Here is a 24484-nt window from a genome sequence, read left to right as displayed (position 1 = left end):
TCGTCGTTCGCTCGCGCTCTCAACTACGAATAGGCAGACGGCGTCGACTATCGCGGACTAACCGCCTTCGCTTCGCTATCCATGGCGGTCAGCGAAAGAATGGCCATCCCGCTTCTCGCCCCGCGATAAATATGACGTTCTTGATAAATCGCAAGTCATAAAACACCCCGACCGTTCTCATAATTACAAACGTTTCATTGAGAATGTTGATTATTTCGTCATAGACCGCGAGGAAAATGAAATAGTTGCGCTAATTCGTGAGGGTACTTCTAATCTTCAAGGGGAAGTCCTGATCGGACAGGGTGTTACATGGGAAGCTGATAATATGGAAGTCCTACTGCAAATGATCGCGCATACCGACAGTAAGCTGGTCTCTTGATGCAGGTGTCACCATATCTAGCAACCACGCATACATTATGCTCAACAGGGGTAACTTTTGGGGTAACTATGTTTATATATTAAAACATATTCCAATAATAACAGTCAGTTACAACAACCTTTCGGTAGTCGCCGCCGAGACCTATGCTCCACTACTACTGGTAGTTGCCTAACGAATCGAACACCAGGAAGTCCTTATAATCGCCATTGGACTTTAGGAAATTACGGTAGGTGCCCCCACTATGCGGATTCTCCAGGGAGGGCTGAACACAATGCCATAGACACCTAAGGTGGCCCTCTGATTGTACGCTGTGCCTGCACCTTGCTCCGTTGGTATTTGCCGCCCAGAGAACTGCGACACGTTTAATGGACTGGCATAGACATCAATCCCACAGAATGGTGCTATATAACTTCCAGGATGATTACACAGCACAGTCTCAAATAGCCCACGAGAGCATGCCTTCAGCTTCGATCACCAAACCGCGCTGGTTTTACACTTAGGGACACTAGAAAACTACTTGAAGTAAAACTGCAGAAGGTTCTCTATGAAAGAAACCACGAAGACCAAACCATGAAAGGATTGTTTTGGGACTATAGACGCAAACTGGGGGACTAATTGGGGGGCCAGACACCGACCAAAACCACTATCCACTTGTTTTTATTATAAAAGATTATTATATATGGCGGAGAGGGAGGGATTCGAACCCTCGATACGTTGCCGTATACACACTTTCCAGGCGTGCTCCTTCGGCCACTCGGACACCTCTCCAGAAGATCAATTATTGGTCGAGACACCCGCCTAGATGAGATTTTGGGTGTAAACCACTTCCGAATTGAAGCGCGCAAGATTAAACCAGAATCGGCTTTCGCGCAATGAGAAAAGCTTAGAAATGCCTGCTTTCAGACCGATTTAACGAAGTAGATTGAGCACCAACTGTGGCACGGCATTGGCCTGACTGAGTGTTGCTACACCGGCCTGGCGCAATATTTGCCCCTTGGTCAGCTCCGCCATCTCTGTTGCATAGTCTGTATCGAGAATGCGTGAGCGACTGGCACTCAGGTTCTCTGTCGATGTCATCATTGATGAGGCGGCGTACTCCATGCGGTTCTGCGTTGATCCCAGACGCGCCCGTTCCGCACTAATGGCATCAAGCGCCAGGTCGAAGTTCTCTATAGCCCCCTGGGCATCATCAACCAGATCCACGCTATCGAGACCCAGCGTCGTTGTGTGAACACTCTTTAAGGTCACCGAAAGTGACTGATTCGCTTCCGCCCCAACGTGGAATGAGACCTGAGTAGAGGTCTTTAGCAGTAACTTCTTACCCGAGGTGTAGATCTCCGGATAGGTCTCATTGAAACCACTTAGGGGGTTTTCGGTGAAGTTATCGACATCGGGGATCGTCCCATCCCAACTGGTATTTCGCGTACCAGCATCCGAGTCGGCACCACCGATGCCACCGGTATCATCATTACTCAGTACCAGGCCTGTACCATCAAAATCACCGGTATTATTAACAAAATCTGCGCCGTGCGCCTTGAAGTCTGCAATGAACTCATCCGTATTGGTGATATCTGCCGTATCCTCAACATTGCGCATGCCTGCCTGAGCAAAGAAGCTGTCCAAATCGTTATTCGGATCTGCGCTGAGGTACTCCATGACACCCTTCACCCCCTCATCTCCGAGTCTGGTATGCAGATAGGAGGTCGCCGTATAGGATGTTGCGTAGTTGAGTGTCGTGACATCCCACGCAGTGGTACTGCGCAGGTTATCCACATTATCGACCAGCTCCTGTGCTGTAGTGCCACCATTCAATACGCTAGCAACCCGTGAATCGGCACCCGGCAGGAAGTCGGCTGCCCCCTCCTTGTACCACTTTTCAAGATTTGGAGTCTGCATAGTGGCATCCATGACGGCGTGTACCATCTCGTGTGAAACGAGCTGATCCATCGAGCTATTTGGCCACTCAGTCGCATTGGCACTCAGTGCGGCCTCTACATCAACATTGAGTGTCATCGAGGCGAGCGTAAAGGTTCCATCACCATTATTGGTAAAGCCTGAAGCGACATAGGCGGCAGATCCCGAGAGCTCATTCTCCCCAGGATCAAGGAAATTGATGGTTATATCGACATCGTTTGCATCAATACCAAAGTAGGTGGAGATGAGATCCTCACTCTGTTCAAGCCAGGAGCGCTTCATATTCTCAAGAATTTTCTCCTTCTCCTGAGCATAAGCGACGCTCTCAGAGGTACCGGCATCAACAATGTTTACACCGTTACTCTCGCCATTGAAGATCTTGATGCCATTAAAGCTTGTGGAGTTACTAATCCGGTCAATCTCACCCTGAAGCTGATTGACCTCTTGCTGCAAGCTACGACGATCTGAGGATGAGAGGGAACCGTTGGCAGCACGAATCGCCAGCTCACGTCCGCGCTGGAGCATATTGGTCACCTCAGCGAGCGCGCCCTCGGCTGTCTGCATCATTGAGATACCGTCATTTATGTTACGGATAGACTGACCCATACCGCGGATCTGACTGGTCATGCGATTAGAGATCGCCAGACCCGCTGAATCATCAGATGCACCGTTGATCCTCAGACCTGAGGAGAGTCGCTGAATCGTCTTTGCCATACCGCCATCGTTACGACCCGAAAGCCGTATCGCATTAATCGACGCTATGTTGGTATTTATCTTCATTGTATCCCTACACGCACACTGTCTTAGCAGTGGTCCCAATGACACCCGCCCCCCTTAACAACGCAAATGGGGGGTTCTCACACAGGGTTATCGTCAGCGAAAAGGAATACTTTAGAAAAACAATTCGACTTGAGGCCGCTAGCACCCCATGCACCCAATCTAAAAGGGGTGTCCGGGGTGTTAGCAGTCGAGTGAAAATATTATTGGGTCAAAACAAATGAAGATTAGGCTACAGACTGCTCTACAACATGAATATCAGTCTGTGGATAGGGAATCGAGATGCCATTTTCATCAAAGGCGATCTTGATCTGTTCCAGCAGGTCAGAGCGCACCGCCCAGTAGTCGCCACTCTTTACCCAGGGACGGACATTGAAATTGACGCTGCTGTCGGCCAGCTCAGCGACGCTGACCGCTGCTGCAGGCTCGGCAAGAATGCGCTCATCAGCAGCCATGATCTTCTCCATGATATCGCGTGCCTTGCGCATATCGTCGTCATATCCAATGCCGAACACCATATCGATGCGGCGAGTTGGGCGAGCAGAGACGTTCACGATGGTACCGCCGTAGATATTGGAGTTGGGCACGATAATCTCTCGGTTATCGCCGGTCTTGAGCTGGGTGCTAAAGATACGCACCTCCTCAACCACGCCGGAGACCCCTGCCACCTCGACAAAGTCGCCCATCTTGAAGGGGCGGAAGATGATGATCATCACGCCCGCTGCAAAGTTAGAGAGTGAGTCTTTGAGCGCCAGACCCACGGCCAAACCGGCGGCACCCATGATGGCCAGAAGTGATGTGGTATTCACACCAAGCTGATCGAGGGCTGCGATTACCACCGCCACCATCAACACGGCGTAGGTGATCGAGCCGAGGAAGTTGATCAGGATATCGTCCATCTTCGAACGTCCCATCAACCTGCGCATCATCGAGACGACACTCTTGGCAATCCATCGACCAATGATAAAGATCACCAGTGCCGTCACCAGCTTAATACCCCAGGGGATCGCGTACAGATCTACAAATTGTCCCATCGACTCCTGATTCATCTCAATCATGCCTATCCCTCATATTATTTGTTGACCAGTAATTCAGAACGATTATAACCATCAAACTCCCGACAAATACCACACAATATGGTAAGAAAAGTTAATATAAGGCATTGATATTGGACAGATATCGAATGAAATCGATCCTCCCGGCTTACAGACTGTTCCAGGTGTAAATAGCCCTACAGAATTTGCAGTGATATATATTCTGAACTATGTAACATTAACGAGAATAACAACCAATAACCAGCTGGAAAGGTGATTCGAATCGGTATGCCGATCATGCGTAGATCACTCTGGAGCATCAGTTTTTTCATCCTGCTCCTATTCACTCTCTCTGCACACAGCGTTGTAGCTGAAGACGCGCTCGGCAAAAAGCCCACACTACTGCGCATCGCAGGTTGGGACGTTTATGCCGACCCAATCAACAGGGGGAAGACTATTGGCTACAAATCAGCTGAACGGCAACTAGGCATCACGATTGAGTTCACTCCACTTAGCCATCTCGATGAGATCATCGATGCGGCAGAATCGAACAACGATTACGACATTCTGATCATCTCGAATGAGGGGATCAAAATCCTCGGTGGCATGGGGCTGATATCACCACTCAGTCTTAGTCAAATTCCCAATTATCAGGATCTCCACCACAGTCTGCGCTATACCGAGTGGGGTCAGATAGAAAGCAAGACCTACGCCGTCCCGTGGGCCTGGGGCCCAACCGGGCTTCTCTATGACACAACGCAGACGGAAGAGCCTGAGAGCTGGAATATTCTCTGGGATGAGCGTTTCAGTGGCCAAATCTCGCTCTGGAACGATGTCTCCCTGATCTGGATAACCGCCCTTTCGCTTGGGTATGACAATGTCTACAACCTGACTCGTTTTCAGCTCGATAATGTGCGCAACAAATTGCTCAATCTAAATCAGAGAATATTCAGATATTACGACGGTGAAGTCGATGCCATCGACTCCATCATCAATGGTGAAGCAGTTCTTTTGAATAGCTGGTTCGATCCATCCGCGCGCCTTCTTAAACATAAGCGAAACTTTAGAATGGCAATTCCAAAAGAGGGTGCCGTGGGTATGTTCGATAGCTATCTGATCAGTCGAAACAGCCGACAAAACGAGATCGCTCACCGTTTTATCAACCATCAGCTATCACCGATCATTCAGCGAGAGATGGTACAAATTACCGGATTAGCCCCAGCCAACAATGAAACCATGGCTCTACTATCGGCTGATGAGATCCATGCTCTACACCTTGGGGAGACTGACTATTTCAATCGAATGATCCTCTGGGATGTAATGCCGAGAAAACAGCTCTACGAGGAGCTTCTAAGCGAAATTCGAAGCGATTTTCAGGCACGCAAAAGTTCACTGAGTATCAAAAAGTGAAAAACCATACACATACGATCACTCTTATCGCCCTTATCGGCATCGTTGTGATCGTCGTGAGCAGTGTCACCATATTCAGATACATGGAAGAGTCACTGATCGAGCAACACCGTGAACAGTTCATTATTGACTCTACGGCTAAGCTGGATGGTTTGGTCAACACTCTTGAAGAGCGTCGTTTTCACCTCAATGCCTTTACCCAGCTACCAACATTTAAATCATTACGCTTTCATCAACTCAGCCTCAATTACGCGGCGATACGAGATGACCTACGACATCTGGAACTCTATTTTCTTGAGCTTCAACACCGTCAGCCCGATTTTCTCTCCGTCCACTACTTCAATAACGAGGGCACAGAACGATTTAGTGTCAAAAACGGCATTATTCAAAACCAGCTGGGGCGTATCGAACGCTTCGCCCCCTCCGGTTTTGCGGCCAAACTTCAGCATGGTGAGCTACGTGTCACTCAGAGTAGCAATGAGGAGATCACCAGTTTGACCTGGTGGCTGCCGGTCTATAGCTCTATCAATCATCGTCTCGGCACCCTCTCCTTCACCTATAGTTTTAAACCCATCGCCAATGCATTGATAAATCTGGCACAGGAGGGCCGAAGCTGTTCAATATTGAGTGAAAAACAAGGCCGTCTATTACTCTCATCGGAAGAAGTCGGAGATGATATAAAGCTGCGCTCCGGCAGTTGGTTTGTTAGCCGAGACCTGCCACTACCAGGAATTGACTGGCAGGCGACGCTCTATGCGCACAAAGATGAAATCCTGAAAAATGTCACCACATTTCGGCAAGTCGCGCTGTATGGACTAGCACCCCTGATCTCTCTGCTGCTGGTCTTTCTTATCATTATCTCAATTAAACGGCTGGAGGCGGAGCGTAAAATTCGCCATATGGCCTACTATGACGAATTGACCGGACTGGTTAATCGCAACCACTTTGAAGAACGTCTCATTCAGACCATCACCCATACGCAACAGACCGGCATCCACCATGCACTGCTCTACCTCGATCTGGATCAGTTCAAGGTAGTCAATGACACCTGCGGCCACCTGGCGGGAGATCATCTCCTCATCCAGCTCGGTGAACTACTGCAAAAGAAGACCCGTGAACACGATACTCTGGCTAGACTCGGCGGTGATGAGTTTGCAGTTCTGCTGGAGGACTGTCCCGAATCCAACGCCGTGCATATCGCAGACGCTGACCGCCATGGATAGCGAAGCGAAGGCGGGCGCCGTAGGCATAAACGGTCGCGTTAAGTATTTGCCGCTTGCTTGGGCTTGGATGCCCAAAACAAGCTTCCGCAAAAATAGCGACTCCCCGGTGAGATCCTCAAATCTGTCACCGAATTTAGATTTATCTGGGATGGAAAACCCTTCACCGTTGGCGTGAGTATCGGCATCGCATCTATTCATGACCGAGATCAGAGGCCACAGGATGTGATGAGTGCCGCCGATATGGCCTGTTATATGGCCAAAGAGCTGGGACGTAACCGCATTCATCTCTATACGGCAGATGATCTCGACCTCGCCCGTCGTCACGGCGAGATGCAGTGGGTCTCACGAATCAAACGCGCGCTTGAAGAGGAGAGTTTTTTTCTCGAGTGCCAACCGATCATCCCACTCGGCGATGAGGAGAGACCATCACTACGTTGGGAGATGTTAATCCGGCTACGCGAAGAGGAGAAGGTGATACTCCCTGGTGCCTTCATCGGCTCAGCCGAGCGGTATGGATTGATGCCAGATATCGATCGCTGGGTGATCGATACGGCTATCGAACTGCTCTCGACCTTCTATCACACGGGTCAACTGGAACCGGGTAAACTGGTCTTCTTCATTAACATATCGGGCTGTACAATTAGCGAGAAATCACTCTTTAAACACATCAAAAAACAGCTCGCCCATCATCATGTTCCACCTCAGGCGGTCTGTTTTGAGATCACCGAAACGGCCGCAATTTCCAATCTGACCGATGCGGTAGAATTCATGGGACAGCTACGCGAATTGGGCTGTGCGGTGGCACTCGACGATTTTGGCGCGGGTCTCTGCTCATTTACCTACCTTAAATCGATACCTGCCGACTACCTGAAGATCGATGGCAGCTTCATTCAGCACATGCTCGAGCAACCGATGGATGCCGCCATCGTTGAGGTCATCAAATACATTGGCGATGCGGCATCACTCAAAACCATCGCCGAGTTTGTCACCAGTGACAAGATCCGAATAGAACTTGAAGCGATCGGTATCAACTATGCACAGGGATTTGGTATCGAGCGTCCCGGTCCATTACACAAGATGATCTCCAAGGTGCATGCAGACAAATTAAGTGACTGACTCTCCACCGTATTAATCAGAACCACTCAGCCACTTCCCGCGTTCCACTCACCAGATAACGCAGCGACCCACTGCTGTCGAGGCTATTAAAGGGATAACAGGTCACCAGCGCCAGATAGTGTCCCTCTTCACGATTGGCAATCTGTGTCTGTCGCGCATCGACCACCGCTCCCTCTTCCAGCCGGTAGCGGAAACGACCCTCTCGACTCTCAAGTTCAATGGCATCCCCCGCCTGAAGAAGCTGCATAAAACGAAAGTGAGTATCACGATGACCACTCACTACAACCGTACCGTTGTTACCCGGTTGGGCACTATCACGATTGTGTCCAGGGCCAAAAGCGAGCGCCTCACCGCTCTGCCCCCGCATGACAATCAGATCAACACCCAGACGCTCAACACGCAGACGTGCCACCGGCCAGATATCGGCCCACGGCCACGGCTTAACGTTCCCACCCTGCTCCAGACTCTGTTGCCACGCCCGCTCCATCAACACCTGCGCCAGACCCGCCTTGGCATAGATCCAGACTCCCTGTCCAAACTGCCAACCACCCGCCACTGACACAATCAGTAGCAGGAGTGCGAGCAGGCGTCGTCGAATCAGCTCCATCTTTTATTAAATCGAACGATCAGGAGTGCACCGAGCATTAGTAGAAGACCGATCAGTATCTGCAACTGTGCAGGGGTCGCCGTCTTTGCCATGCCAAACACCTTGTCGTACTTCCAGCCAGCAGGTAGTTCACTCTTCAGCGCATGTTGCTTAAGTGTACTCTCCACCGGGCGTGCCGGAGTCACATCAACCGCCACAAGACTGGTAAATTTACTCACCAAATGGTGATCAAGTGCCGTCTGCACCACAGCGCTCCTCAGTGCCGACTTCTGCTCGATTTCGTTCACTGAGCGGTATCGATCCATCAGATGCCCAATACGTTGTCGTGCCCACGCCACCGATACACCCGAACGTTGCGACTGATTGCCGAGTCCGATGCGACTCTGCCATTGCTGATTGGCAAATTTACCCTTCACCACCACCGAGTCGGGCAGTGGTTGCTCACTGCGCAGCACCACCTGCAGCGGTTCATTCAGATAGAGATCGGGTATCGGATTAGGGTATGACTCGATAGACACACCTTCAGGTAGCTGCAGTTCGATATCGGTCAACGCCGGATAGTCGAGCTTGCTCAACAACGTATCGATCTGCTGCTGAACCTCGTTCGTAGAGCCGATATAGAGAAAACTGCCACGTCCATACTGCGCCGCCTTGCTCATAAAGTGGCTATTGGGGGCAGAGCCGATGCCCACGGTAAAGAGGCGACTCTGATCGAGTCGTGCCTTGATCAGGGCAAACAACGCGTCCTCGTTGCCCACTGCGCCATCGGTAATGAAGACCACCTGATGAAAGCGGCTACGATCACGATCACTCCCAAGCGCGGCATTGAGTGCTGGGCGCATCTCCGTCCCCCCATTAGCCTGCAACGACGCCACGTATCGGCGAGCGGTGGCAAGATTATGGGTACTCGCCTCAACCAACATCGGGAAGAGTGCGCTAGTAGTGGAGTTGAACTGAATCACATTAAACCGATCACCACTGCGTAAGCGATCGAGTGCCACCAGCAGCGCCTGTCGTGCCTGACGTATCGACTCTCCACCCATTGAACCGGAGGTATCGATCACAAAGGTAATATCGCGCTGTGTCGCGATGCGGTCGAGCACCTCACGTCCCGGCGGCATCAACATCAGCAGCGCATAGTTTCTCCCCTCGTGCTGTTGCGTAAATAGCGCCGCCTTCGGTTCACTGCCGGACGCCGGCACCCAGTGCAGCTCAAAATCACGATCGGCCTTTACGGGGCCTTCCGCAAAGGCGACCTGATACTCACCTACACCCTGCTGTTCTATCTTGACTGGGTGGTAGGCACTCTCAACCTTGGCCAGTGGAAAACCGGGCATCAGGTTCACCGCCATCGTTACACGGTTAGTACCGGACTCTCCGGGTTTGCGCACCGGTGGAGTAATCCTGGAGGCGTCATGTACCAACGCACTATCGAAGGCCCAGCCACTACCACTCTGAATCTTGACCTCCTCTTCAATTTTCAGAGGGGCACCAGGGATATAACGCGGTGCCACCACCATCGGGAAACGCAACGAGAAACGTCCATCACGAAAGGCGAGCTGCTGATACTCGATCTTCACCAGGATCTCTTCACCGGGAGCGATGTTAGCCAGAGAGGTAGTAAAGATATTCGGCCGCTCCTGCTCGACCAGCGAGGTGCGTTTTCCCTGCTGCTTCGCCTGTTTATAGATTCGTTTCGCCTCATCGCGCTCCTTGATCTTCCCCTCTATTGTTCGCTCCCCAATCTGCATCCGCATCCGGTCGACCGCTGCATCCTCAGGCAGTGGAAAGACATAGATCCCCTCCGCCCACTGTGGTGAGGGATTTTGGAAGCGCTGGGTCACTGTGACCCGGGCAAACATCGCCGTCACATCGATCGATACATCGGTATCGAGTGTCGGTGCCGCTATCAGACCCTCACCTTCAACACCACGTAGTAGCAGCGAGCCACTGCCAACTGAATCGGTTTGTAGTGGTTGTGGCGAAGCGCTGGCGACACCACAAATGATGAACACGTAGAGGGCCAATCCTCTCAGCACCATCTTATTCATCATGGGTCGGCTCCTGCTCTTCACCGTTAGAGGCCTCGAGCCAGTGGTGGCAGGGGTAGTCGAGACTGAAAGGAACCAACCTGTCGGCTACATCCTCGGGATGGTCAAATACAATCTCATCGGTAACGGGCACAAACTGTTGCATAGCGGCTCTCCTCACTTATTTCTCTACTTGATCTAGGGCATGGCCCGCGCAACGGTGCGGCCATCCATGGTTTTGAGTGTTGGGGTGGTGGGTACAGATGCGATATGGCAAATCAGCTGTGGACGACTTCGACTGCGATTGAGTCGAATCACGGCCAATGCCTCACGTGCCTGATGTAGTTCAACCTCTAGCTGAGGATTGTGGTGAGCCTTTCGTCCCACCCACATGCCTATCGAAATTCCCATCACTCCGCCCACTGATATCCCCAGAAGCAGGCCGATACTCAGGTCGAACAGCGGTGCCAAACTCACACCAGCAGCCAATATCGATACCACCCCGATCACTACACCGATCTCTCTCTTATCCATTGTCTGCTCCTCTATTGATTGATCCAGCGCCACCCTCCGTGGCGGTGATCGCTTTAAGCTGCGATCGATCCCTTACTGCGCCGGTTTGCTCTACGGTCTCTATTCAACACCTGGCGAGGCGTTCATTCTTTGGCGAGCGTTGAAGAGAATCTGGAGAAATAGTGGAGAATGGTTGAACGGTGCTCTACAGCAGAGGGAGATTGGGGTAGATTGAGCCCTCACTGGCCATGAGCCGAAAGCAAGGGAGGCAGAGAGTGCAACGAACCATCGCCATCGTCGAAGATGACAACGACCAGCGACAGAACTACAGCGATGCGCTGGAGCGCCGCGGCTATCGTGTCGAGACCTATGCCGACCGCCCCTCAGCACTCGAACAGCTGAGCAATAGACCACCCGATCTGGCTATCCTCGACATCATGCTCGGCAGCGATGTCGATGGTGGCTTCGATCTCTGTCGCAGTCTGCTCGCCGAACACCCCGAACTGCCGGTGATCTTCCTTACCAGTCGCGTTGATGACATCGACCGTATCTCCGGGCTACGCCTCGGCGCGTGGGACTATCAGAGCAAACCGGTCTCACTCGCCTACCTGGCTGAAAGGGTCGGTTCGCTTTTTCGCATTCTCGACCTAAAAGAGGGGCGCGGGGTTGAGCAGTCACAGCAGATCGGTGATCTCACCCTGGATGAGGCGCGTTTCGAGGCGAGTTGGCAGGGTGAGAAGATCGCACTGACCTTCACTGAATTCAATGTACTCAAAGAGATTGTCGACCAACGTGACGGCCGTGGCGCCAGCTACGAAGATCTCGCTAACGCCACCCGGCAGGGGGTGGTGGAGAACAACACCATCAACACCCATATCCTCCACATACGCGCCAAGTTCCGACAGCTCGACAAGGAGTTCGACTCTATCCGTAGCGTCTACGGTTACGGCTACCGCTGGAGCGCTCGTTGAGCAGACACACCGGCATCGGACTCGGTACCAAACTGGTCCTCTCCAGTTTGGTGTTGTTGGCGATCCCCTGGTTCGGCTACAGCTACCTGCAGGAGATGAAACAGTTCCTGCTGCAGGGACAGGAGAAGGCGCAGCTGATGGCCGCACGTGCGGCCGCCACCGCACTGCACAACCGCAACGATCTGTTCGATCCCAGCAGTGGTCTACCGGGTCCGCTGCATCAGAAGAGCGCCTTCTACGCCTACCCACTCAAACCCGATATTCAGATCGATGGCTACACCTCCGACTGGTTAGATCTGCTCGAGCACGCCTCCAAGCATGGTGAGGAGAGCACCATTCATATCGATGAGCGTCGACGTGAGGTTCCTCCCTCCTTCAAGCTGATCCTCGGCGTCAATGGTGAACACCTCTATGGCGTCATCGAAGTCAAAGACCCCAAGCTGGTCTATCGACACCCCGGTTACCGTCGTCTCGATAACAGTGACCACCTGCGTCTGGCGCTGGTTGATAATCAAGGCAAGCTGCGTCGCTATCTGATGACCACCGAGGGACCAGGTATCGTCACCACCTATGAGGTCGATGAACGCTGGCGCTATCCGCTCGATGGCAAACCGAGTTACGGCATCTGGGGCCATTGGCGCGAACAGAGCGGTGGTTACACCGTGGAGTGGCGCATGCCTCTAACGATGCTCAACACCGAACAGCGACTGCGTATCGATGTCGCCGATGTGCTTGATGACAACGACCGCCGTGTCTCAGCCCTGATCGGCACCCTACCTGCTGAGTGGTCTGATGAACTCAACCATCTGATCGTCCGCTCCACTGAGCTTGAACAGATCCTCTCTGGACTCGGACGAAGCAGCGCCCACATCTGGGTAATCGATCGCTATCGAAGGGTGCGCGCCAGTATCGGCGCTGCTGGCGGCAGCACTACTGCGAGTCTTGATGAGTCTCTGGTACAGGAGGCACTCAGCGGTGAGAGCAGCATCGGTTATCGACACAACAGTAACAACAGTGAGGTAGAGACAATCATCACCTCCCATCCGATCTATTCCAGGGAGCAGGTCGTCGGAGCGGTAGTACTGGAGCAGGATGTCGATGAGATCCTGTTACTACAGCGTCAGACCTTTGAGAAGATAGCACTCACCACCCTGTTGATCTTGCTACTGAGTATCATCACGCTGCTGCTCTTCTCCTACCGTCTCACCTGGCGCATAAAGCGACTCAGCCGTGAAGTGGGTGAGGTGATTGATGATAAGGGGCGTGTACTCTGCGCCGGCGTTAAGTCGGGGCATCGATCGGGAGATGAGCTAGGTGAACTCTCACGCAGCATCTCCTCCATTCTGGAGCGACTCCACCACTACCACCGTTTTCTCGAAAACATTCCACGCACCCTACGCCATGAGATCAACAACCCGCTCAATGCCATCAGCACCTCACTGCAAAACCTCTGCGATGCTCAGCCTGATCTGACCGATAACCGCTATCTACAGGGTGCCGAGCGTGGCATTACACGCCTGGGACGGATTATGGATAGCCTCACCGAGGCTGCCAGCCTTGAAGAAGCGCTGCGCAACGACAAGCTTGAACCACTTGATATCAGTTCACTCTGCAGCAGCTATGTTGAGAACTGTCGTCTCGCAAATAAACAGCAAAAGTTCACCCTCAAGGGTGGCGAGCAGCCCTGTTTTATTGAGGGATGCGATTTCAGACTCGAGCAGATACTCGACAAGTTGATCGATAATGCCGCTGACTTCACCCCTGAGGGGGGTGAGATTGCAATCACACTCAGCTGCGATCTCGAACAGATGACAATGGAAATCAGTAATGAAGGACCACTGCTTGATACCAAGTTACAGGGCCAACTCTTCGACTCAATGATCTCCTACAGATCTGCAGCACAGCAGGATGGACCACACCTTGGTATTGGGCTCTTTGTTGCGCGCACCATCGTCGAATACCATCGCGGCAGTATCAGAATCGCTAATCGTGCCGATGAGAAAGGAGTAGCCGTTACGATTAAATTCCCGCAGATCAAAAAACAAACAAATTAAATAGACTCACTATTGACTCGCAACAACCTATCAACACAGTCCGATTCAAGTCCGAATAGTTGAGTCAAAACAATATATCGATATATGCCGTTTTTCCGATATATTCAGTTTCAGTGCTGTTATCAAAATTGTTGTTAACGATGTTCTGGAGTGCATGCTAAATTGTCTCGCAGATGAGACACCTTTCAATAAACAGACTCCTGCCAACCACCTCACTGATACTGACGCTTCTTGCAGCAGCGACGCTGTTGGTCTCATGCAGCAAACCGCTCTCACAGCTGGAGCGGATCAAAAAGCGCGGTGAACTGATCGTGCTAACGCGTAACAGTCCCACGACCTACTACGAAGGCCCCAACGGACCGGCCGGTCTTGAATACGATCTGGCGGTACGCTTTGCTGAGCAGCTTGGAGTCAAGCTTCGAATTGAGGTGCCTGAGAACCTGAACCAGATCCTACAGATGGTTGATCGCGGTGAGGGAGATCTCGCTGCAGCGGGCCTGACCATCACCAACAAACGCAAGAAGAAGGTGCGTTTTGGCCTTCCCTATCAGACTATCGTGCAGCAGTTGGTCTATAGAAACGACGGCATCAAACCGAAAAACATTGACGATCTCGCTGAGGGTGTTCTAGAGGTGGTTGCTAGTAGCAGCCACGTCGAACGGTTGCAAGCGCTGCGCAGAGAGCATCCAGGGCTGATGTGGAATGAGAACAGCGAACAGGAGAGTGATGAACTGCTCTATCTGATCTGGCAGCGACTGATCGATTTCACCATCGCCGACTCCAACGAATTTGCCCAGAACCAGCGTTTCTACCCGGAGCTGCGCGCCGCCTTCGATATCAGTGAACCCGAGAAGCTCGGCTGGGCGCTACGCCTCTCTACCGATGATTCACTCTATGACGAGGTCATCCGGTTTTTTACCACCTTGAAAAAAAGCGGCGAGCTGGAACATCTGCTCGATCGCTATTACGGCCACACCAAACGTTTTGACTATGTCGATACCCGCACCTTCCTCGACCAGAGCGAGGTTCTACTACCCAAATATCAACCGCTGTTTGAAGCGGCCGCCAAGAGATACAACTTCGATTGGCGTCTGCTTGCTGCCACCAGTTATCAGGAATCACACTGGGACCCTAAGGCCAGATCACCGACCGGGGTGCGCGGCTTGATGATGCTGACCCTGGCCACTGCCAAACAGATCGGGGTGAAGAGCCGGCTCGACCCAGAACAGAGTGTGATGGGTGGAGCAAAGTATCTGCGCCAGCTGATCGACCGTCTACCAGACGGGATCAAAGAGCCCGACCGCACCTGGATGGCACTGGCCGCCTATAACATCGGTTACGGCCACCTTGAGGATGCCGGCACCCTGGCCGAGCGTCGTAATGACAATCCAACCCTGTGGGTCGATATCAAAAAGAGTCTGCCACTGCTCAACAAACGTAAGTGGTATAGCACCGTCAAATACGGCTATGCGCGAGGTCGTGCCCCACTCCACTATGTAAGGAATATTCGCCGCTACTACGACCTGCTGGTAAAGGCGACCACCGAGGTGAAAGAGCCCGTTCCAGAGGCTGAGCACGACGCACTGACCATCACCACACCCACGCTATAGAAAACTACGCTCGACGTGCGCGGAAGAAGGCGCGCAGCATCTCACTGCTCTGCTCAGCCATTACACCACCGACCACCTCACAACGGTGGTTGAGATTCTCATCCTGAAGAAGATTACAGATCGAACCGGCTGCCCCGGTACGCGGATCAGTAGCGGCAAAGACGACCCTTGCCACACGTGCATGCACCATTGCACCAGCACACATCGGACACGGCTCAAGCGTCACGTAGAGGGTCGTGCCAGGCAGCCGGTAGTTCTGCTGCTGCTGCGCAGCAGCGCGTAGTGCCTGAATCTCGGCATGGGCCGTTGGATCGTGACCAGCGATAGTCAGGTTCCACCCCTCTCCGATCACCTCGTCATTCTGGACCACTACCGCTCCCACCGGAACCTCACCTTCAGCCTCTGCTCGTCGAGCCAGCGCCAGCGCTCGACTCATCCACTCAATATCTCGCTCTTCATCAGCCATCAATCAACATCCAGTCCAAAATTAGATCGTTTGCCATTCTAACAGCCTGTTTAGTGGCAATTTAGAGTGAGTAACGACATGTCGCTTAAAGCCAATCCCATTTTCATCCATAATGATGAGGTTTTGTTATCACCTATTTGTAAGGGACTCCTCCAGATGAACATTGGCATCCAGACGCTGAACAAACGCATCATCGTCATCGCTTGATACAACGCATCGGCTATACCACCATCAACTGGATCGATACCAACAAAAAGGGCATGACCTTCGGCGTGCTGTTTGGTGGTGCCTTTCTCACCTTTCTCGGCATGTTAAAACGACGCAGCCACCGCAACGGCTTCGTCAACAGCCTGCTCGGTTTTGCCACCGGTACACCACTCGGTGTCTGCGTGAACTGTGCGGCCCCCATCGCTCGTGGCATGCACGATGCGGGGGCACGTATTGAGACCACCCTGGCAACCCTGATCAGCTCACCGACGATGAACGTGGTGGTGCTGACGATGCTCTTCTCCATCTTTCCGATCTACGTGGGGCTCATCAAGGTCGCTATGACACTGCTGTTTATTCTGGTAATCATCCCGCTGTTGGCCCACTACATCTTCCCCGCTGAACGCGATGCGAGTGGTGATAGCGCTGCCTGTTGTCTGGTTCCTCAGCCCGAGTTCCAGGCGAGTGAAGGGTGGCTACAGGCAACAATAGGCGCACTACACCAATATTTGAAAAATCTCTGGTACATCGTTCGCACCACCGTGCCGCTGATGTTGGTGGCCGGTTTTCTTGGTTCAGCGATAATCACCCTGGTTCCACTCGAGTCGTTGATCGATAGTGAGATCACCATTCTCGGCGTCTTCATCGTTGCCATTGTGGGTGTCTTCCTACCAGTCCCGATCGCCTTTGATGTAATCGTCACCGCGGCACTCTTAGCGGCAGGTCTGCCGATGCTCTATGTGATGATTCTGCTGGTAACTCTAGGCACCTTCAGCATCTACTCCTTCATGATCGTCTGGAACTCGATTTCAAGGCGCGTGGCACTGACCCTCTACGCATCGGTCGCTGCCCTTGGCATCATTACCGGTATAGCGATCAACAGTTATCATGAGTGGGAACTAGAGCGAATGCTCGATATCTTCGGCAGCGAGGTTGAGGCCGCCGATCGGCCTATAGAGCATCATGGTATTCGCATCACCCGAGCCCCCTTTGAAGAGCGCTCCGAGAGTAAAGAGATACCCTTTAGCCGTGTTGAGGGGAGCCGATTTGGACTGCAACGGACCAACCACTTCAGTGTCGCCGACTTCTGGCCCCCCTTCTATAACGGTCGTGGCGTCGCCTCGGGCGATATCGATCGGGATGGCTGGCAGGATCTCGCCTTCGCCACTGAACAGGGCGTACTCCTCTATCGCAATGAACGGGGTACGAAGTTCACACCCATTACTCTGGCGATCCCACAGCTGGAGAAGCTCAACACCTTTGTCATCGCACTGGTCGATATAGATAACGATAGCTGGCTCGATCTCTACCTGACCAGCTATCTCGATGGTAACTACTATGTACTGAACCGCAACGGGCAGTTCAGTACCGAACAGCTGCACCGCACGCCCACCAAAGATAATGTACTGAGCTATGCCATCTCTTTTGGTGATATCGACCGAGACGGCGATCTAGATGCCGCCATCGGCAACTGGTTCTACGGCTTTGCCAAACCGATCCCCCCCGTTGAGGGCACCAACAAGCTCCACCTCAATCAGGGCTCAATCTTCAGTGAGGCGCCACTGGAAGGGCTAACCGGCGAGACGCTGACTATTCTGCTCTCCGATTTCAACCACGATCAGAAACTCGATCTGATGGTCGGCAACGATTTTATACAGCCAGACGTCTTCTATACCGGCAGTGGTGACGGTGCCTTCGAGCAGATCACCGCACAGGCAGGCACCATTCCCGCCTCTACCAATACCACCATGAGTATCGATACCGCCGACATTAATAACGACCTGATCACCGACATCTATGCCGCACAGATCGCTGCCAGCGCCTCCAGCAAGGCGGCAGGTATTCGCGTGCGTCGACTGAAACACTACTGCATGGATGTAGAGGATCCTGGACTTAGGGCCACGTGCCAACAGAACGTCGATATACGCCAGTTCTTCCACTATCGTGGGCGTCACAAGCCGACCGACCTGAAGAAGTGCAAGACCATTCCCGATATTCAGGAGCAGCAGGCCTGCTTCTCAATGATGGTGATGAAGACGGCCACACGCGAGCGTAAGCCTGCGCTATGCAAACATATTCCTAAGACACAGGAACAGGCCGCACACCTCTGCCGAAGCTTTTTTAAAAAACCGGTTACCACCACCAAAGAAGAGTATCGTCGCGCCCTGCCCCAGCGTAAGAATAAAAACGTACTGCTGGTTGGCGGTAACGACGGCATCTTCAGAGATCAGGCACCACAGCTAGGCGTCGATATGAGTGGCTGGAGCTGGAACTCAAAGATTGCCGATCTCGACAATGATCAGTGGCAGGATATCTATGTCGTCAACGGTACCTGGCTACGTGGCAGCGCCACCCCCTCCAACTTCTTCTTCCACAACCAGCAAGGCAAGCACTTTAACGACAGCACCCAGCAGTTCGGGCTTGATGAGTTCATGCTCTCTTCGGCCTATACCTATGTCGATTTTGATAACGACGGTGATCTAGATATTGTCACCACCATTATCAATGGTCCTATCCGTATCTTTATCAACAATCAGAGTGGCAACAACGCCATCCGGTTTGCCCTACGTGACAATCAGGGTAATCGTTTCGGTATTGGTAGCCGTATCGTGATCCACTATGGTGAACAGGGTGAACTGCATCAGATGCGTGAGATCAAGGCGGGGGGCGGTTTTATCTCCTTCGATGCACCACTCGCCCACTTTGGCCTGGGCAAGCATGAGGCGGTTGAGCGCGTCGAAATCTATTGGTCAACGGGAGAGAAGAGCGAACTGAGTGGCCCATTCCAGCCGGGTAGATATACGCTGGAACGTGACGCCTGACCGACGAGGCTACTTGATTATTGAGAAGTGGTTACTGCTCGTTTTGCTGGGAACCGCTCTTCTCTTCAATTGAGGGGGACAACGGCCATTTTGAGGTGGTAAAGAAGTGCTCTATCTCTGCAGGCGGCAGCGCCTTGCTGATGTGATAACCCTGTGCGATATCGCATCGCATCCGATAGAGCTGGCGCATAATGTCTTCGTTCTCGACACCCTCAGCCACCACCATCAACCCCAGGTTATGGGCCAGTTCGATCGTTGATTTGACGATAATCTCATCGTCCTTGCTCTTGAGCATATCCATCACGAAGGAGCGATCGACCTTGAGTTCGGTCACCGGCAGTTGGCGTAGACGGCTCAACGATGAGTGACCCGTACCAAAATCATCAATCGAGAAGTTAAAACCGATCTCCTGCAGCTGACGCAGCACCGTATTCAGCCGCTGATAGTCACTCATAAAGATATTCTCGGTGATCTCAATGACGATCCCGTTCGCCGTTGGATAGCGATCCACAATGGCATTCAGCTCAGTAATAAATCCAGGTGCCAGGATCAGGGTGATCGGTATATTGATCGCGATCTTTACCTCATGGCCCTTCTTAAGCCACTGCTGCCGCTGTTTCAGCGCGGTCTCAATCACCCAGTAACTGAAGGGGGCGATCAATCCGGTCTGCTCCAACGCCGTGATAAACATATCGGGCGGCACCCAACCACGCTGTTTGTGGTGCCAACGCGCCAGGGCTTCGACTCCGACAATATTGCCCGAGAAGAGTGCCACCTTTGGTTGGTAGTGGAGTTCGAACTCTTCTCCATCGAGTGCATTTTTCAGATCACGAACCATGCCCAGTCGACCGCTGTCGATGCTATCGCGATCTTCATCAAAGAGATGGATGGCATGCTGTTCTCGCTTTGCGGTATTCATCGCCGCATCACCATGTTTAATCAGCTCTGAAACCGTGCCACCGTGTTGCGGATAGATGGCAATGCCGACTGTCGCAGTTACCACTACCTCCTGCTGCATCACACGTACCGGATCCTTAATTGAATCGAGTACTCGTTCGGCCATCTCGACGGCCCGCCTTTCATCGATGTCACAGAGCAACACGGCAAACTCATCACCCGACATGCGACTCAGGGTATGTTTTGAGGTAAGCGCGTTGAGATAACGCTTGGAGACAATTTTGAGTAGTTCATCACCACCATCCTGCCCCAGTACATCGTTGATATCCTGAAAACGATTAATATCGACTATCAACACCGCAAACGGTAGCCCGCCCTTATCATTCACCGCATCAAGATGTTGGCGAACACGATCGAGAAATAGTGAGCGGTTGGGAAGTTTAGTGAGCTGGTCATAGAGGCTCAGGTTCTCCAGCTCCTGGTTGGCCATGCTGAGACGCCGATTAAGATTCTGCAGGGCGTGTTGATAATCCTCTGTAGCACGTCGGGCACTCTCCACCTCTTTTACGGCCATCGCATTTTCAATCGCAATCGCCACATGTCCGGCAAAGAGTTCGAGCAGTTTCAGGTCGCGTTCGGAGAAGTCACCACCACCCTGCTTATCGATACCTGCCAGACCACCGAGAAAGTGTTTTCGTCCGATCAGTGGCACCATAATCAGGGTGCCCGCCTCTTTCTCCCAGCGGTTGCGCTCCTCCTCTGAGAGTTCAGAGAGCATGCCACGCCACCATGCGCGTTTATGACGCCAGACCCAGCCACAGACGCCAAACTCAATAGGGAGCGATTCACCAACGATTTCATCAATATCGCGGCCAGAACCGGCCTGGTAGGTATAGAGGCCACACGCCTCATCAAGAATCGGAATCAACAGGGTTTCAGAACGGATCAGCTCACGCGCCCGATCGGCGATTATCTGTAGAACGGTATCAAAGTCGAGTTCACTACCAATCGCCTGCGTGGTTTCACGCAGTAGACTGATCTCATACTCTCGCTGGGCAAGCTCTTCACGAACGGCCTGTAGCGTTTTCTGATCCGAATTCTCACTCTTTTCAGTCATATCTTCTCGATTGCAACCCATCCATAGGCGGTTTCTTCTTTTTATTCGATCTGTGGCGCTTACTGTTTGGAGTAACGGGTTTAAATATTTAGCTAAGGAACAGCTTGAGTGCCCTGCCCGTCGCTGAACTGGACTCCTTTGTCAGCTTCTCAGCTACCCCTTTATAGGTAACAAGGCCACCAGCATCGCCCCCTTCAGGACCCATGTCAATAATCCAATCCGCTTCTGCAACCAGATTGAGACTGTGCTCAATCACCACCACCGAATGACCTGCATCGACCAGACGATGTAAGACACGAATTAACTTCTCCACATCGGCCATATGCAACCCCACCGTCGGCTCATCGAGCACATAGAGGGTCGGTGTAAAACCTCGTCCACCGGGACGCGCCTTGGCCAGTTCACTCACCAGCTTGATGCGCTGCGCCTCCCCCCCAGAGAGGGTCGGACTCTGCTGACCCAGGGTGAGATAGCCGAGACCGACATCCTGCAATAGTTGCAAGGCGTGGTGCACCTTCGGGTGATGTTCAAAAAAGAGCACCGCCTCATCAACGCTCATCGCCAGCACTTCACCAATTGAGCGGCCACGATAAGTCACCGCGAGTGTCTCCTGATTAAAACGACTGCCTCCACAGCTCTCACACAGCACCTTCACATCGGGAAGGAAGCTCATTTCCACTCTGATCATGCCCTGACCCTGACAGCTGTCACAGCGTCCACCACCGGTATTAAACGAGAAGCGTCCCGCCTTCCAGCCGTGGATGCGTGCATCCTCGGTCTGTGCATAGAGCTTGCGGATCTCATCCCAGAAACCGACATAGGTTGCCGGACAGGAGCGTGGCGTCTTGCCAATAGGTGTCTGATCCACCTCCAGCACACGCTCTATCGCCTGCCAGCCTTCGATCTTTTCACAACCGTGAAAGCGCACCCGCTTCGCCTTGTCTGTGCCTCGCTCCTTAGCCAGTAGCTGCCTAAGCGTCTTGACCACCACCTCACGCACCAGAGTCGACTTACCCGAGCCTGAGACCCCACTCACGCAGACGAGTCGCTGCAGAGGGATATCGACGTCGACCTGTTTGAGGTTATTGAGGTTAGCACCACTAATTTTCAGCAGAGGCGTCTCGTCGGCCATGTCACTCTGTTTCTGGCTTCTGCGTTTTGAGGATGGCGCGACGACAACAGGCCGTGCTTCGAAGATGGGGTGCTGCAACGGCTTTGCCAGAAACTGACCAGTGAGCGAACGTCTGTTCTTCATCAACTGTTTAACACTCCCCGTGTGTACCACCTCGCCGCCGCGGCTGCCGGCACCCGGTCCGATATCGATCACATGCTCGGCACTTCGAATCGTCTCCTCATCGTGTTCAACCACCACGATAGTGTTGCCCTTTCCCTTCAACTGTTTGAGCATTTTCAGCAGTAGGGTGTTGTCGCGTGGATGTAGGCCGATGGTCGGCTCATCAAGGATGTAACAGACGCCACGCAGATTGGAGCCAAGCTGTGCCGCAAGGCGGATGCGTTGTGCTTCCCCACCCGAGAGGGTCGGTGCGGCACGATCGAGGGTGAGATAACCGAGTCCTACCTCGTTGAGAAAGGTGAGTCGTGAGCGGATCTCTCCAATCACATCCTTACCGATCGCCCGTTCACGACCACTCAACTCCAGCTCATCGAAAATGGTCAGTGCCTCTGCCACCGAACAGGCGGCATAGTCGGCAACACTCCAGTCGTGGAAGTAGACCGCCAGCGCCTCGTTATTGAGTCTTGACCCTTCACAGCCAGGACACGGCTCTGGGCCATCCTCTGCATCGAGCCATTCCCCCTCCTCGCCACTCTGCTCTTCATCGAACCCCGTCAGTACACTACCGGTGCCGTAACAGGTAGGACACCAACCATGCTTGGAATTGTATGAGAAGAGGCGTGGATCGGGTTCTTCAAAGCCGAGACCGCAGCTGGGACAGCTACGATGGGTCGAGAGGGTCAACTCCTCGGCCACTGCACCGCCACGTTTTAGTACTGCAACACGAACCGTTCCCTTACCGTGATGCAGTGCTAGATCAAGCAGCTCACCAAGCCTCGTCTCTGCCCTGGCAGCAACTCGCAACTCACCTACGGGAAGATCGATCGAGTGTTCGTTGTAGCGGTCGAGTACAGGCCAGCTCGCTGTGGGTAACAGATCACCATCGACACGCAGCTGCTCAAAGCCGTTCTTCTGCGACCACTTAGCGAGATCGTTATAGATGCCTTTTCGATTGATGATCAGCGGTGCATAGATCAGCACATGTTTATTTGCGTAGTCACTAATCAGCTGTGCGAGGATCGCATCGCGACTCTTCGGTTCAATCGGTACCATGCAGTCGGGACAGTACTGAATACCCAGCTTCACAAACAGCAGCCGTAAATAATGGTGAATCTCGGTCAGTGTACCGACCGTACTTTTATGTCCACCACGACTGGTACGTTGCTCTATGGCCACCGTTGGCGGGATACCAAAGACGGCATCAACATCGGGACGGGTGGCGGGTTGTACGAACTGCCGGGCATAGGCGTTGAGTGATTCGAGATAACGCCGCTGCCCCTCGTTAAAGAGGATATCAAAGGCGATGGTCGATTTACCCGACCCGGAGACGCCGGTGATGACGGTAAACTTCTCACGCGGAATCGAAAGAGTGACATCTTTAAGTCGGGGAGTCGCTATTTTTGCGGAAGCATGTTTTGGGCATCCAAGCCCAAGCAAGCGGCAAATACTTTCTCCGTCGTTCGCTCGCGCTCTCAACTACGAATAGGCAGACGGCGTCGACTATCGCGGACTAACCGCCTTCGCTTCGCTATCCATGGCGGTCAGCGGTTGTGCTCACGTGCGTGGTTAATCTCGATCGCAGGTCTCTTCAGCTTAGTCGCGACTGCAGCGACCCTGTTGGGTAGAGCCACCATCTCAGTTAAGGATTCACGATAGTTATGTAACGCCCTGCCGGTATGACTATCTGGCTGATTGGCAACCGCGCCAGGAGAGCCTTCACAGACCAGCGTTCCGCCCTGCTCCCCACCCTCAGGTCCCAGTTCAATCAACCAGTCACTGGCACCAATAACATCGAGATTGTGTTCAATAACCAGCAGTGAGTGGCCATCCTGTAGCAGCCGTCTAAGCGCCTTGAGTAGTACGGCGATATCGGCAAAATGGAGTCCTGTTGTCGGCTCATCGAGCAGAAACAACAGCCGGTCACCCGCCTTGCGCTTTTTGCCACCGCTGACCGCCATGGATAGCGAAGCGAAGGCGGTTAGTCCGCGATAGTCGACGCCGTCTGCATATTCGTAGTTGAGAGCGTGAGCGAACGACGAAGAA

14 protein-coding genes, 1 tRNA gene and 2 pseudogenes are annotated in these 24484 nt (G+C 52.9%); 7 read left to right on the top strand and 10 right to left on the bottom strand.

The window, feature by feature from the left end:
• Window positions 1-1059 precede the first annotated feature (1059 nt).
• The 3 genes from BOW52_RS13065 to BOW52_RS13055 all read right to left on the bottom strand — a co-directional run bounded on the left by BOW52_RS13065 (window position 1060) and on the right by BOW52_RS13055 (window position 4128).
• Window positions 1060-1147, bottom strand: a tRNA-Ser gene (locus BOW52_RS13065).
• A 141-nt stretch (window positions 1148-1288) separates the two neighbouring features.
• Window positions 1289-3073 carry a flagellinolysin gene (locus BOW52_RS13060; RefSeq protein WP_078484527.1) on the bottom strand — a complete coding sequence of 595 codons (1785 nt, stop codon included), beginning with the start codon at window positions 3071-3073 and terminating at the stop codon, window positions 1289-1291.
• A 224-nt stretch (window positions 3074-3297) separates the two neighbouring features.
• Window positions 3298-4128: a mechanosensitive ion channel family protein gene (locus BOW52_RS13055; protein ID WP_078484526.1), complete on the bottom strand. Its 831-nt coding sequence runs from the start codon at window positions 4126-4128 to the stop codon at window positions 3298-3300.
• A 249-nt stretch (window positions 4129-4377) separates the two neighbouring features.
• Here BOW52_RS13055 and BOW52_RS13050 point away from each other — a divergent pair, with 249 nt between their 5' ends.
• From BOW52_RS13050 to BOW52_RS13040, 3 genes and pseudogenes are all read left to right on the top strand, one after another.
• Window positions 4378-5514, top strand: a complete 1137-nt coding sequence (locus tag BOW52_RS13050) for an ABC transporter substrate-binding protein (RefSeq protein WP_135622383.1) — start codon at window positions 4378-4380, stop codon at window positions 5512-5514.
• Between the two features lie 902 nt (window positions 5515-6416).
• Window positions 6417-6723 (top strand): annotated as a pseudogene (locus tag BOW52_RS17450) (GGDEF domain-containing protein); the annotation flags it as partial.
• A gap of 125 nt (window positions 6724-6848) precedes the next feature.
• Window positions 6849-7853: an EAL domain-containing protein gene (locus tag BOW52_RS13040; protein ID WP_330359766.1), complete on the top strand. Its 1005-nt coding sequence runs from the start codon at window positions 6849-6851 to the stop codon at window positions 7851-7853.
• Window positions 7854-7869: 16 nt separating this feature from the next.
• On the opposite strand, the gene BOW52_RS13035 is transcribed toward BOW52_RS13040, so the two are convergent.
• Genes BOW52_RS13035 through BOW52_RS13025 form a run of 4 tightly spaced genes read right to left on the bottom strand, consistent with a single transcriptional unit; the run spans window position 7870 to window position 11024 of the window.
• Window positions 7870-8460: a class GN sortase gene (locus BOW52_RS13035; protein ID WP_078484522.1), complete on the bottom strand. Its 591-nt coding sequence runs from the start codon at window positions 8458-8460 to the stop codon at window positions 7870-7872.
• Window positions 8451-10514 (bottom strand): marine proteobacterial sortase target protein, encoded by a 2064-nt coding sequence (locus tag BOW52_RS13030; RefSeq protein ID WP_078484521.1) that lies wholly within the window; start codon window positions 10512-10514, stop codon window positions 8451-8453. The genes BOW52_RS13035 and BOW52_RS13030 overlap by 10 nt, the downstream gene beginning before the upstream one ends.
• The gene (locus tag BOW52_RS17105) at window positions 10504-10656 is read right to left on the bottom strand and encodes a hypothetical protein (RefSeq protein WP_172840346.1); all 153 of its coding nucleotides are present in this window, start codon (window positions 10654-10656) and stop codon (window positions 10504-10506) included. The genes BOW52_RS13030 and BOW52_RS17105 overlap by 11 nt, the downstream gene beginning before the upstream one ends.
• 32 nt (window positions 10657-10688) lie before the next feature.
• Window positions 10689-11024, bottom strand: a complete 336-nt coding sequence (locus tag BOW52_RS13025; protein WP_078484520.1) for a hypothetical protein — start codon at window positions 11022-11024, stop codon at window positions 10689-10691.
• Between the two features lie 254 nt (window positions 11025-11278).
• Between BOW52_RS13025 and BOW52_RS13020 the strand changes: the two genes are divergently transcribed.
• The 3 genes from BOW52_RS13020 to mltF all read left to right on the top strand — a co-directional run bounded on the left by BOW52_RS13020 (window position 11279) and on the right by mltF (window position 15638).
• Window positions 11279-11974: a response regulator transcription factor gene (locus BOW52_RS13020; RefSeq protein WP_172840345.1), complete on the top strand. Its 696-nt coding sequence runs from the start codon at window positions 11279-11281 to the stop codon at window positions 11972-11974.
• On the top strand, window positions 11971-14028 hold the full coding sequence (locus tag BOW52_RS13015; RefSeq protein ID WP_078484518.1) for an ATP-binding protein: 2058 nt from the start codon (window positions 11971-11973) through the stop codon (window positions 14026-14028). Before BOW52_RS13020 ends, BOW52_RS13015 begins: the two co-directional genes overlap by 4 nt.
• A gap of 173 nt (window positions 14029-14201) precedes the next feature.
• Window positions 14202-15638 carry a membrane-bound lytic murein transglycosylase MltF gene (mltF, locus tag BOW52_RS13010; protein WP_078484517.1) on the top strand — a complete coding sequence of 479 codons (1437 nt, stop codon included), beginning with the start codon at window positions 14202-14204 and terminating at the stop codon, window positions 15636-15638.
• 4 nt (window positions 15639-15642) lie between these two features.
• Here mltF and tadA read toward each other — a convergent pair whose 3' ends face one another.
• Entirely contained in the window at window positions 15643-16104 is a 462-nt protein-coding gene (tadA, locus tag BOW52_RS13005) for a tRNA adenosine(34) deaminase TadA (RefSeq protein WP_078484516.1), read from the bottom strand.
• 203 nt (window positions 16105-16307) lie between these two features.
• Here tadA and BOW52_RS13000 point away from each other — a divergent pair, with 203 nt between their 5' ends.
• Entirely contained in the window at window positions 16308-19133 is a 2826-nt protein-coding gene (locus tag BOW52_RS13000; protein ID WP_078484515.1) for an FG-GAP-like repeat-containing protein, read from the top strand.
• 31 nt (window positions 19134-19164) lie between these two features.
• Here BOW52_RS13000 and BOW52_RS12995 read toward each other — a convergent pair whose 3' ends face one another.
• Both BOW52_RS12995 and BOW52_RS12990 read right to left on the bottom strand, forming a co-directional pair.
• Complete coding sequence (locus BOW52_RS12995) at window positions 19165-21147, bottom strand: putative bifunctional diguanylate cyclase/phosphodiesterase (RefSeq protein ID WP_172840344.1); 1983 nt, start codon at window positions 21145-21147, stop codon at window positions 19165-19167.
• Between the two features lie 88 nt (window positions 21148-21235).
• Window positions 21236-24279 (bottom strand): annotated as a pseudogene (locus BOW52_RS12990) (excinuclease ABC subunit UvrA); the annotation flags it as partial.
• Window positions 24280-24484 lie beyond the last annotated feature (205 nt).

Source organism: Solemya pervernicosa gill symbiont, from assembly GCF_002020875.1.
GTDB lineage: Bacteria > Pseudomonadota > Gammaproteobacteria.
Note: the sequence above shows the minus strand (reverse complement) of the source record. Positions and strands in the feature narration are given on the sequence as shown.

Coding starts and splice junctions, on each gene's coding strand:
- BOW52_RS17105 (WP_172840346.1), bottom strand. CDS start 10,656: ATGCAACAGTTTGTGCCCGTTACCGATGAGATTGTATTTGACCATCCC.
- BOW52_RS13030 (WP_078484521.1), bottom strand. CDS start 10,514: ATGATGAATAAGATGGTGCTGAGAGGATTGGCCCTCTACGTGTTCATC.
- BOW52_RS13035 (WP_078484522.1), bottom strand. CDS start 8,460: ATGGAGCTGATTCGACGACGCCTGCTCGCACTCCTGCTACTGATTGTG.
- BOW52_RS13055 (WP_078484526.1), bottom strand. CDS start 4,128: ATGATTGAGATGAATCAGGAGTCGATGGGACAATTTGTAGATCTGTAC.
- BOW52_RS13025 (WP_078484520.1), bottom strand. CDS start 11,024: ATGGATAAGAGAGAGATCGGTGTAGTGATCGGGGTGGTATCGATATTG.
- BOW52_RS13060 (WP_078484527.1), bottom strand. CDS start 3,073: ATGAAGATAAATACCAACATAGCGTCGATTAATGCGATACGGCTTTCG.
- mltF (WP_078484517.1), top strand. CDS start 14,202: ATGAGACACCTTTCAATAAACAGACTCCTGCCAACCACCTCACTGATA.
- tadA (WP_078484516.1), bottom strand. CDS start 16,104: ATGGCTGATGAAGAGCGAGATATTGAGTGGATGAGTCGAGCGCTGGCG.
- BOW52_RS12995 (WP_172840344.1), bottom strand. CDS start 21,147: ATGACTGAAAAGAGTGAGAATTCGGATCAGAAAACGCTACAGGCCGTT.